Source organism: Citrobacter sp. TBCP-5362 (assembly GCF_005406305.1).
Classification (GTDB): domain Bacteria; phylum Pseudomonadota; class Gammaproteobacteria; order Enterobacterales; family Enterobacteriaceae; genus Citrobacter_B; species Citrobacter_B koseri.
Genome location: NZ_CP040234.1, coordinates 1286833 through 1298073, shown reverse-complemented (window position 1 = coordinate 1298073; position 11241 = coordinate 1286833). Strand labels below are relative to the sequence as shown.

The 11241-nt window shown below is 57.6% G+C and carries 12 protein-coding genes; 1 reads left to right on the top strand and 11 read right to left on the bottom strand.

The features are described from left to right. Positions 1-12: 12 nt before the first annotated feature. The 11 genes from eutG to maeB form a co-directional block, all read right to left on the bottom strand. Entirely contained in the window at positions 13-1200 is a 1188-nt protein-coding gene (eutG, locus tag FD428_RS06280; protein ID WP_012131334.1) for an ethanolamine utilization ethanol dehydrogenase EutG, read from the bottom strand. After that, entirely contained in the window at positions 1190-2029 is an 840-nt protein-coding gene (gene eutJ / locus FD428_RS06275; protein WP_012131333.1) for an ethanolamine utilization protein EutJ, read from the bottom strand. Before eutJ ends, eutG begins: the two co-directional genes overlap by 11 nt. A gap of 36 nt (positions 2030-2065) precedes the next feature. Further along, the gene (locus FD428_RS06270) at positions 2066-3469 is read right to left on the bottom strand and encodes an aldehyde dehydrogenase family protein (RefSeq protein WP_012131332.1); all 1404 of its coding nucleotides are present in this window, start codon (positions 3467-3469) and stop codon (positions 2066-2068) included. An 11-nt stretch (positions 3470-3480) separates the two neighbouring features. Then, entirely contained in the window at positions 3481-3768 is a 288-nt protein-coding gene (eutN, locus tag FD428_RS06265) for an ethanolamine utilization microcompartment protein EutN (protein WP_024130131.1), read from the bottom strand. Between the two features lie 144 nt (positions 3769-3912). Further along, positions 3913-4203: an ethanolamine utilization microcompartment protein EutM gene (gene eutM, locus FD428_RS06260; RefSeq protein ID WP_000387720.1), complete on the bottom strand. Its 291-nt coding sequence runs from the start codon at positions 4201-4203 to the stop codon at positions 3913-3915. A 39-nt stretch (positions 4204-4242) separates the two neighbouring features. Continuing rightward, complete coding sequence (gene pta / locus FD428_RS06255) at positions 4243-5259, bottom strand: phosphate acetyltransferase (RefSeq protein ID WP_114848615.1); 1017 nt, start codon at positions 5257-5259, stop codon at positions 4243-4245. Further along, entirely contained in the window at positions 5256-6059 is an 804-nt protein-coding gene (eutT, locus tag FD428_RS06250; protein ID WP_012131329.1) for an ethanolamine utilization cob(I)yrinic acid a,c-diamide adenosyltransferase EutT, read from the bottom strand. The genes pta and eutT overlap by 4 nt, the downstream gene beginning before the upstream one ends. A 9-nt stretch (positions 6060-6068) precedes the next feature. Further along, on the bottom strand, positions 6069-6758 hold the full coding sequence (gene eutQ / locus FD428_RS06245; protein ID WP_012131328.1) for an ethanolamine utilization acetate kinase EutQ: 690 nt from the start codon (positions 6756-6758) through the stop codon (positions 6069-6071). Beyond that, a complete protein-coding gene (gene eutP, locus FD428_RS06240; protein ID WP_012131327.1) occupies positions 6736-7215 on the bottom strand; it encodes an ethanolamine utilization acetate kinase EutP in 480 nt (159 codons plus the stop codon). Before eutP ends, eutQ begins: the two co-directional genes overlap by 23 nt. A 13-nt stretch (positions 7216-7228) precedes the next feature. Continuing rightward, positions 7229-7564: an ethanolamine utilization microcompartment protein EutS gene (eutS, locus tag FD428_RS06235; protein WP_012131326.1), complete on the bottom strand. Its 336-nt coding sequence runs from the start codon at positions 7562-7564 to the stop codon at positions 7229-7231. A 159-nt stretch (positions 7565-7723) separates the two neighbouring features. Continuing rightward, complete coding sequence (gene maeB, locus FD428_RS06230) at positions 7724-10003, bottom strand: NADP-dependent oxaloacetate-decarboxylating malate dehydrogenase (protein ID WP_012131325.1); 2280 nt, start codon at positions 10001-10003, stop codon at positions 7724-7726. A 278-nt stretch (positions 10004-10281) separates the two neighbouring features. Here maeB and tal point away from each other — a divergent pair, with 278 nt between their 5' ends. After that, a complete protein-coding gene (gene tal, locus FD428_RS06225; RefSeq protein ID WP_114848614.1) occupies positions 10282-11232 on the top strand; it encodes a transaldolase in 951 nt (316 codons plus the stop codon). Positions 11233-11241: the final 9 nt, after the last annotated feature.

Here is an 11241-nt window from a genome sequence, read left to right as displayed (position 1 = left end):
TCCTGGTATGCTTTATTGTGCCGCCGCGTACAGGTCGATAATCTGTTCCTGCGTGGCGGTTCGTGGGTTACTGCGGATACAAATATCTTCCAGCGCGCCTTGCGCCCACGCGCTGTAATGCGCGGACGTCGCGCCAACATCGGCGAGGCGTTTTGTCAGCCCGGTTTCAATAATCAGTTCGCTAACTGCGCCGATCGCGTCGCGATCGTCCGCTTTCTTGTTGAGTAACGCCCGGCCGATATGGCTGAACCGTTCGCGACACACCATGCGGTTAAATCCCATCACCGTCGGCAGCAACATACTGTTCGCCTGGCCATGCGGAATATGCAGCGTCGCGCCCGGCTGGTGCGCCATCGCATGACACAGCCCCAGCCCCGCGCTGGAAAAGGCCATCCCCGCCATGCAGGACGCCAGCAGCATGTTTTCCCGCGCCGCCATGTCGTGCCCGTTCCCCACTGCTTTCGGCAGCGACTTGCCGATCATCGCAATAGCGCCAATCGCCAGGCTGTCGGTAAACGGCGTGGCATTCAGAGCGCTATACGCCTCAACCGCATGGGTCAACGCGTCAATCCCGGTCATCGCCGTTACGTGAGAAGGCACCCCTTCCGTCAGCGCCGCATCCAGAATGGCGACGTCCGGCATCAGCGAGGCATGCGCCAGAACCTGCTTGCGCCCGCTTACCGCATCAATAATCACCGTCACGTTGGTGGTTTCCGACCCCGTACCCGCCGTCGTCGGCACGGCAATCAGCGGCAGACGCGGGCGCAGTACGCTCTGCGCCGTCATATCCGCCAGCGTCTGCCCTGGGTTGGTAAAGAGCAGCGCTACGGCTTTTGCCGCATCCAGCACCGAGCCGCCGCCAAACGCCACCACGCCGTCACATTTTGATTCGCGCAGCTGCGCGACCGCCGCGCAAACGTCAGTGATCGAAGGTTCTCCCACCGGGCAGGGCCAGATGCTCATCGCCACGCCTTTCATCGCCAGACTCCGTTCAAGCCCGGCGGTCATCCCTGCCTGATGCAGAAAACTGTCAACCATGACAAACAGATGCGTCAGCCCGCGCGTTTGCGCTTCCTGCCCGCAGGCGCTGAGCGCCCCCAGGCCGCACAGCGTGACGGGCGGAACGCTGAACGTTTTTATCCGTTGCAGATTCAGGGTATCGAATGCCTGAAAGAGCGCGGTCTGCAATTCACTTTGCATAGATCCCCTCCGCTTTTTCTTTCCCGCTGTTGGCAATCGCCAGCGGCGTCATAAACAGGCTGTGTTCAGGTAAATGCACCCGCAGTTCCGGGAAGCGTTTACGGAATAGTTCATCCACGCCCGGTTGCATACAGGAGCCGCCCGCCAGCCACAGATCGGCTATACCTTGCCCTTCGATATGCCGGGCAACAATCTCCGCCATCTTTTCGTACACCGGTTTTACCACCGGCCAAATCTCCCGGGCGTTGCTGCGTTTGAACTGCTCAGCATCTTCCAGTTCGATGCGGCGGTTTCCGGCCAGCGTCAGGGAAATATGGTGTCCGCCGGTCGCTTCATCAGCGGAGTAAGTCACCTTGCCCTGCTTCACAATGGCGATCCCCGTCGTACCACCGCCGATATCCACCACGCCCGCATTATCCAGTCGCAGCAGATCCGCCACGGCGGTCGGCTCATCCAGCACATGGCTAACCTCCAGCCCGGCGGATTCCAGAACATTGATGGAGATACGCGGGTCGGTGCCTGGCGGAAATGAGGTCGCCGCGTGGGTGAACTGGCAGCCAAGCTGGCGTTCGAGCGTGTCGAGATGGCGACGCACGATGGTGACGGCGCCGAAGAAGTCCCAGACGATGCCGTCACGCACGACGTCAGCCCAGTCCAGACAAACGGCGACTGGCTGCGCATCGCGGTCGACAACCATCGACACCACATCGCACGTCCCTAAATCAATACCCAGCCACAGCGGCGAATCGCTGGCGACGGGATGCTGATTACACAGCTCAGCGGCTTTCTGGAGTCTCGGCGTCAGCCAACGTTGTTCATCGTGCGCCATCTCTTTTCTCCTTATAGACAGTCTGCGGGGCCGGTATCAGACGATGCGAAACGCATCCACCAACACGCAGCGACGCAGACGCACGAAGGTGCGCGCGCTGGTCACCCCTTCCCCGGTTGGCGTAGTAATGGTCATGGTGGTCCAGCCTTCGCCGCCCAGACCAAGCCCGGCGATACACGGCCCGTTCTTGACGAAGATGCTGGTATCAATGGCGTTTGCCATCCGGTTCATGTTGTCGATGTTGCGCGAGTGCATCGCCGCCGTATGGTGGCAACCGCCTTCCAGCGTGACCGCCAGCTCAATGGCCTCTTCTACGTTGGCAACCCGCACCACCGGCAGTACCGGCATCATCAGTTCCGTGACCGCGAACGGGTGCGTGGCAGGCGTTTCCACAAACAGCAAGCGCGTTTGCTCCGGCACCGTCAGCCCAATCGCGGCGGCGATTTTGGCGGCATCACGCCCAACCCAGTCGCGGCTGACCGTTCCTTTGCCACGCTCGTCGATATTTTTCAGCAATACCGGCTGAAGCTGTTCGGCCTGTGCGGCGGTGAGTTTCACCGCATGCTGCCCTTCCATCAGGCGCATCAGTTCATCGGCAACGCTATCGACAACAATCAGCACCTTCTCGTCGGCGCAAATGATGTTGTTATCGAAGGATGCGCCTTTGACGATGGACTGCGCGGCACGCGCCAGGTCAGCGGTTTCATCCACCACCACCGGCGGGTTCCCGGCGCCTGCGGCAATCAGACGTTTGTTGGTGTGTTTACGGGCAGCCTCAACGACCGCTTCGCCGCCGGTCACCACCAGCAGACCGATACCGGGATATTTAAAGAGGCGCTGGGCGGTTTCGATATCCGGGTTCGCAACGGTCACCAGCAGGTTAGCCGGGCCGCCTGCGGCAACAACCGCCTGGTTAAGCAGCGTAATGGCGCGCTGAGAAACCTTTTTCGCCGCCGGATGCGGCGCAAAGACCACGCTGTTGCCTGCGGCAATCAGGCTGATGGCATTGTTAATCACGGTTGCCGCCGGATTGGTGGACGGCGTGACCGACGCCACAACCCCCCACGGCGCATTTTCAATTAAGGTCAGACCGTTATCGCCGGTCAGTACCTGCGGCGAGAGGCATTCCACGCCCGGCGTACCGCGCGCCTGCGCCACGTTTTTCGCTAATTTATCTTCGACGCGTCCCATGCCGGTTTCTGACACGGCAAGTTCCGCCAGTTCTCTGGCGTGCTTTTCACCCGCCTCACGTATCGCATGAATAGCGAGCTGGCGCATGGCCACGCTCTTCAGCCCCTGCTGAGCCACTTTCGCTGCGGCAACGGCGTCATCCAGGGAGGCAAAGACGCCCATTTCATGAACGGCGGCGGCAGGTTGACTGCTGTCTTTCATTTTCAGCAATACCGCTTTTACCACCTGTTCAATATCCTGTTGATTCATGATGTTCAGTCCTATTTATGGAAAACGACTTTCCCGCCAGCCACCACTTCATCGACAATACCAATCACGCACAGATCGACAGGTGAGGATTCGCTCCGATGCGCCTGGCGGGCAGAACTGCCGCTAACCAGCAGCACCCACTCCCCGGTTCCCGCCCCAATGCTGTCGATTGCAACGGCGCACTGCCCGTCGGGATTCCCTTCGGCATCAATCATTTTCACCATCAGCAATTTGTCATGCGCGAGTCCTTCATGGCGCACCGTACAAACAATTTGTCCTGTGACGACTGCCAGCTTCATACCCGCCTCCATGTGTTGTGTGTTGCGTGCCGAAACTGTAGGCCGGATAAGCGAGGCGCCATCCGGCATCGATGCCATCTCATTGCCGGATGGCGACGCGTTTGCGTCTTCTCCGGCCTACACGATCAGACGTAGCCATCCAGCTTAGATATTGCTGTCACCTTTGAAGCTGATCGGGAACACCTCTTCCAGATCGCCGTGCGGGCGCGGAATGACGTGTACGGAAACCAGTTCGCCAATGCGCTGCGCCGCTGCGGCGCCGGCATCAGTAGCGGCTTTGCACGCTGCCACATCGCCACGCACCATCGCGGTGACCAGACCGCCGCCAATCTGCTTCACGCCAACCAGTTTCACGCGTGCTGCTTTAACCATCGCATCAGAGGCCTCAATCAATGCAACCAGGCCCCGGGTTTCAATCATTCCTAATGCTTCCATTGTGTTTTCCTCTTCGGTAAGGGGGTCCAGACGGGACCTTTATACAACCAGTGTTTGCGAGTCGAGTTCACGACTCACGTCAGTCTGGCGCGGCACTGCTGCCACCAACGCCAGTTCGATAATTTCCTGTACGCTACAGCCTCGGGAGAGATCGTGAAGCGGTGCGGCAAGCCCCTGAATCAGCGGCCCAACGGCGCGATATCCTCCCAGACGCTGGGCGATTTTGTAGCCAATGTTGCCCGCTTCCAGTGACGGAAAGACCATCACATTGGCTTTGCCCTGTAACGGACTGGCGGGCGCTTTTTGCGCGGCGACGTCCGGGACGAAAGCGGCGTCAAACTGCAACTCGCCGTCAACAATCAAATCCGGCGCGCGCTCACGAACGATCTCTGTCGCCTGCTGCACATTGGCGACATTGGGGTGACGCGCGCTGCCATGACTGGAGAACGACAGCATGGCGACCCGAGGCTCCTCTCCGGTAATGGTTCGCCAGGTCTGCGCGCTGGCGATGGCGATATCCGCCAGTTGCGCCGCCGTGGGTTGCGGCACCACGCTGCAATCGGCGAATCCCAGCGCCTGCCCGGTGTACTGCGGCAGCATCAGGAAGATCGACGACAGCGTTTTGCAGCCCGGCTGCAAACCGATCAGGCGTAGCCCTGCCCGCAGCACGTTCGCTGTCGAAGAGAGGTTGCCGGCAATGCACACATCGGCATGACCGGCGCTCACCATCGCGGCGGCGAACATCAGCGGGTCGTTCAGTTTTTCCAGCGCATCCGGCGGTGTTTTCTCTCCCGCCCGCGCCAGCCAGCGCCCGGCGAACACCTCGCGTATAGACAGATTGCTCTGTGGGTCAATCACCTGAATGCCATCCATCGCGATACGGTGAGTGAGCGCAAACTGGCGTAGCGCAAACGGGCTGGTGACAAGAACCGGTCGCGCCAGACCATGCCGTTGCAGATAGTGCGCCGCCTTCAGGACACGGACATCCAGCGCATCCGGGAAGACCACTCTGGCGGGCGTGCGTAAGGCCTGTTCGCGGCAACGTTCAATGATCATTGCTCCCCTCCCAGTCGCTGTTGAATCTGGCTGACGGTGAGCGGATGCTTCGTCACGCACAAAATCATCATCACGTAGACCGTACTGGAGAGGCGGTTCAACGCCTGTAGAAGATCCGGGCGCAGCACGTCAAAATTGCGGGTGATAAAGACCTGAGCGGCCACGACTTCCGTCTCACGCACTTTGGTACGCAGCAGATTCAGCAGCGCGGCATCGCGGCCGTGGCTGGCTTCCGGCACCAGATGATCGTGATCGAGATAGCGCAGCGGCTGATGGGACAGACGATGCAATTCGTCTTCGTTTAGCCCCACAATGGCCTGCGCGGCCAGCGGTTCATCCATCGCATCGGCACGCATGATGTTGCCCAGGCGGGACCGAATGTCAGCAAGCCAGGGTTGCCACTGCTCCGGCAACTCAATTTGCAGCCACACCACCAGCGCGATGGTGCTGTCCAGCGCGGCGCGAAATCCCAGGCGCGGATCGCTTTTCGCAACCATTTTGTCGGCGGTCAGGTGGGTCAGCGTATCGGGCTTTTTCGCCACCGGCTGGCGACACAGTTCGCAGCACGCCTTAGGGTGCGTATCGCTGCTGGTCAAACCGTGCACCGGCTGTAATTGCTGCTCATCGTCATCGACAAAAAGACGGCCTTGCTCATCCAGAAACTTGATGCGCAAATGGCGGCTTTCCAGCAATTCCCGGGCAGATGGCGTCAGGCGAGCGTCAGCGGGAAGATGGATCTCCGCCCCTTCGCTGAGCGTATGATTCGCTCTGAGCCATGCTTCGGTAATGAAATCCTTCATACATCCGCCTTAGCAGGACTGCCAGTTCGCAGGCCAGGCAACGTACAAGAAGCGCACGGTCGACGGTGTGCCAAACTCAATGCTGGAGCCTTTCGGGATAAACATCACGTCCCCGGCTTTCGCGATCATGGTTTCGCCTTCATGACGCACATGCAGTTCGCCCTCCAGTACCATATCGATCTCGTCGTAGTTCAGCGTCCACGGGAAAAACGCGTTATCCCACTGCATGAACCCGGCAGCCATGCTGCTGCCGTCCTTGTCGGTGACCAAATCCGTTAAGCCGACGCAGTGGGGCTGCGCGCCGTCGAAGCGACCAAACTTCACGCTGCTGCCGTCGATCACTTTTACGCCGCCTTTGCCGGTGACCGACTTAAAGCCCGGCTGCATGTCAGCCTGCTCCAGCGACTGTTTTTCCTTCATCACTTTGTCCATCAGCTGCGCGACCAGGCTTTCGGTAAATTGCCCTTCCGGCAGTTGCGCGATGATGGTTTCACGAATGCGCTGACTTTCGGTTTTCGCGTCTTCCACCGGCGCGACAGCCGGTGCCGATTCGTCGCATTCCACGATCGTGAAGTCCAGCAGTTCCGCAACTTCGCGGGCTTCCGGGGTAATGATGCTGGCGCGCAGAACAACCGACATTTCCTGTTCGCCGCGTGCGTGAGCCGCACGAATATCGTTAGCTGTGATGAGTTTCTTCACCTGCGCCTTCCTCCTGTTCGGTGAGTGCTGCCAGATAATCCACCAGGTGCTGCACACTTTGCGGGTCATGGCTGTTGAGCTCGAAAATCGGCTCCTGAAATCCCAGCCCGCTCAGTAGCTGTCGCGCGGCGGCGACGTCGGCATCCGGCATGTCCGTTTTGCTGATGACGGCGATGTGTCGTTTACTGGCGCCAATATCCAATAACCCGGCGGGTAAGCGACTTTCGCGGTCATTTGCCGCATGTACATAAATCAGCGTATCCACATCCTGTAGCGTGGTAATTAAGGCGTGATACCAGCGAGGATGGCTAAAATATTCTCCCGGCGTATCGATATCGCCGTTGTCATTAAATTCCACGGCTTGTGTTTTTCGGGCGAGGGAATAATTTCCCTGCAAGGCGTTAAAAAGCGTTGTTTTCCCCGCGCCAACGGTGCCGACAAACGCAATACGTTTCATTGCCGCCCCCCAATTAACTTTTTGTTAATTCGCACAACGTGAAATTTAATAAGCGTCCCAGCCCGCTGACCGTTTGCAGTAGGGCTTCTTCGACGGCGCCAACGGAGCCATAAATCACCAGCGCGCCGCTGAATCTATCGAGAAAACCGATATGAACATCGGCGGCTTTCATGGCTAAATCGCCCGCGATCATCGCCGTTTCCCCTGGCGTTAGCGTCATGATGCCGATGGCGCCCGCTTCGGGAACGCCGATCTTTTTCGCCAGTTCTTCACCCGGGTGGGCAATCAGATGCGCCAGCGTGACCTGTTTCCCCGGCACAAATTCCTGAATAATGCGTTCTTTATCCATTGCTCACCGCCTCCGCTGAAACTGACCTCATCGTGGCAATTTTTTGTCAGAGTAAATAACAAAATTCGGCAAGCAGATTTAAAAGGTGAAGTAGATCACTAAGAAAGGAGGAAATAAAAAAGCGCGGGGAACCCCGCGCCGGAATGAATTAAAGTGAAATTACAGTGGCTGCGTTTGCGCTTCGACCACCGCCAGCGCCACCATATTAACGATACGGCGAACAGAAGCGATCGGCGTTAATACATGCACCGGTTTGGCAACGCCCATCAATACCGGCCCTACCGTCACGCCTTCCGAGCTGGAGACACGCAGTAAGTTGTAACTAATACGCGCGGCCTCCACGTTAGGCATAATTAAAATATTCGCCGCCCCTTTCAGCGGGCTGTCCGGCATCCTGTCGTTGCGAATACTTTCGACCAGCGCGGCATCACCGTGCATTTCGCCGTCAATCATCAGCTCAGGCGCGCGTTCGCGTACTAACTCCAGCGTCTGACGCATTTTGCAAGCGGCGACCGACTTAGATGAACCAAAGTTGGAGTGCGACAACAGCGCCACCTTCGGCTCAATACCAAAGCGGCGCACCGTTTCCGCAGCCATTAACGTAATTTCCGCCAGTTGCTCCGGCGTCGGATCGTCATTGACATAGGTGTCGGCGATAAAGGTGTTGCCGCTCGGCAACAGCAAGGCGTTCATCGCCCCCGCCGCGTGGACGCCCTCACGGTAGCCAAACAGTTCCTGCACCACGCTGAAGTGTTCGTGGTATTCGCCGATGGTGCCGCAGATCATCGCATCCGCTTCACCGCGCAGAACCATGATCGCGCCAATCACCGTGGTATTGCTGATCACCGCCCGCTGCGCCTGTTCCTGCGTCACGCCACGGCGTTTCATGATCTTATAGTATTCACCCCAGTACTCTTTGAAGCGCGGATCGGATTCATTGTTGACGATCTCAAAATCCACACCCGATTTGATCTGTAGCCCCAGCTTCTGAATGCGCATTTCGATCACGCTCGGGCGACCAATCAGGATCGGTTTCGCCAGACCTAACGTAATCAACTCCTGCGTCGCATGCAGGACACGTGCCTCTTCCCCTTCCGCCAGCACCACGCGCTTCGGCGCTTTACGGGCCAGAGAGAAGATTGGCTTCATGAACAGGTTGGTTTTGTAGACAAATTCGGTCAGCTTATCGATGTAGGCATCGAAATCAGCGATCGGCCGCGTCGCCACGCCGGAATCCATCGCCGCTTTCGCCACGGCAGGCGCAATCTTCACAATCAGGCGCGGGTCGAACGGTTTTGGAATGATGTATTCCGGGCCGAAGCTCAAGTCCTGATCGCCATAAGCGGAAGCGACCACTTCGCTTTGTTCGGCGTGCGCCAGTTCGGCAATGGCGTGTACCGCCGCCAGTTTCATCTCTTCGTTGATCGCGGTTGCGCCGACATCCAGCGCGCCACGGAAGATGAACGGGAAGCAGAGCACGTTGTTGACCTGGTTCGGATAGTCAGAACGTCCGGTACAGATGATGGCGTCTGAACGCACCTCTTTCGCCAACGGCGGCAGAATTTCCGGCTCCGGGTTCGCCAGCGCCAGGATCATCGGCGCACGCGCCATTTTTTTCACCATCTCCTGGGTCAGCACTTTCGGGCCGGAACAGCCCAGGAAAATGTCCGCCCCGTCGATCACATCATCCAGCGTGCGTTTGCCGTCATCCACCACCGCATAGGCCGCTTTGGTCTCCACCATGTTGGGTTCGCGATCTTTATAGATAACGCCTTTCGAGTCACAGACCACGATATTGTGTTTCTGCATCCCCAACGCCACCAGCAGGTTCATACAGGCGATTGCCGCCGCCCCTGCACCGGAAACCACCATCCGCACGTCAGAGATATTTTTTTCCACCACGCGCAGGCCGTTAAGAATAGCGGCGGTGCTGATAATCGCCGTTCCGTGCTGGTCATCATGGAATACCGGAATATTCATGCGCTCACGCAGTTTCTGCTCGATATAGAAACATTCAGGCGCTTTAATATCTTCGAGGTTAATCCCGCCGAACGTCGGCTCCAGCGCGGCAACGACATCAATGAATTTATCCGGGTTATGTTCATCGACTTCAATATCAAACACGTCGATGCCCGCGAATTTCTTAAACAGAACGCCCTTACCTTCCATCACCGGTTTACCGGCCAGCGCGCCGATGTTGCCCAGGCCGAGTACCGCCGTTCCGTTAGAGACCACCGCGACCAGGTTGCCGCGAGCGGTGTATTTGTAAGCCGCCAGCGGGTCTTTTTCAATTTCAAGACACGGCGCCGCTACGCCTGGCGAATAGGCCAGCGCCAGATCGCGCTGTGTGGCAAGGGGCTTGGTCGGGGAAACCTGGATTTTACCTGGAACGGGAAATTCGTGGAAATCGAGGGCGCTTTGTTTTAATTGGTCATCCATCTTGTTGTTCCTTTCACGTATCGATCAAAAAAGTGGCGCGGGTAACCTCTGGTGCGCCGCACATTATCACCTCCCTGCGCGGCATAAACTTTGAAGGTAGCCATACTCTCACTACTCAAAGAAAGAATTTGTTATCAATTTATAGCATCCATGTTACCCGCTTAAACCCGCATTACCATGCCTGTCTGCTATGCTTTTTTGTTGTGTACTGCATGAATTTCTCAGAAGTGTGAATCAACGCACTCACCTAACGCTTTACTTTTCAAGGAGTATTTCCTATGAACCAGTTAGACGGCATCAAACAATTCACCACTGTCGTGGCAGACAGCGGCGATATCGAATCCATTCGCCATTATCAGCCTCAGGACGCCACCACCAATCCCTCACTGCTGCTAAAAGCGGCTGGCCTTGCGCAATACAGCCATTTGATTGATGACGCGATCGCCTGGGGCAAGAAACGCGGTAAAACCCAGGAGCAGCAGGTCGTCGAGGCCAGCGATAAACTGGCCGTCAATTTCGGTGCGGAAATTCTGAAAATCGTCCCCGGACGGGTCTCTACGGAAGTGGACGCGCGCTTATCCTTCGATAAAGAAAAAAGTATGCAGAAGGCCCGCCACCTGGTTGACCTCTACCAGCAGCAGGGCGTGGAAAAATCGCGCATTTTAATTAAGCTCGCGTCAACCTGGGAAGGGATACGGGCGGCGGAAGAGCTGGAGAAAGAAGGCATCAACTGTAACCTGACGCTGCTGTTCTCTTTTGCACAGGCGCGCGCCTGCGCGGAAGCGGGCGTTTTTCTGGTTTCGCCGTTTGTCGGGCGTATCTATGACTGGTATCAGGCGCACAGCCCGATGGACCCCTACGTCGTGGAAGAAGATCCGGGGGTGAAATCGGTACGTAATATCTATGACTACTTCAAACGTCACCGCTACGAAACCATCGTCATGGGGGCCAGTTTCCGTCGCACCGAGCAAATCCTGGCGCTGACAGGCTGCGACCGCCTGACCATTTCTCCCAACCTACTGAAAGCGCTACAAGAAAAAGAAGAGACGGTGATCCGCAAACTGGTGCCGTCATCGCAGACGTTCCATCGCCCGACCCCGATGACCGAAGCGGAATTCCGCTGGGAACATAATCAGGACGCGATGGCCGTTGAGAAACTGTCGGAAGGTATCCGCCTGTTCGCCGTTGACCAACGCAAACTGGAAGACCTGCTCGCCGCCAAACTGTAAACCTTGCCA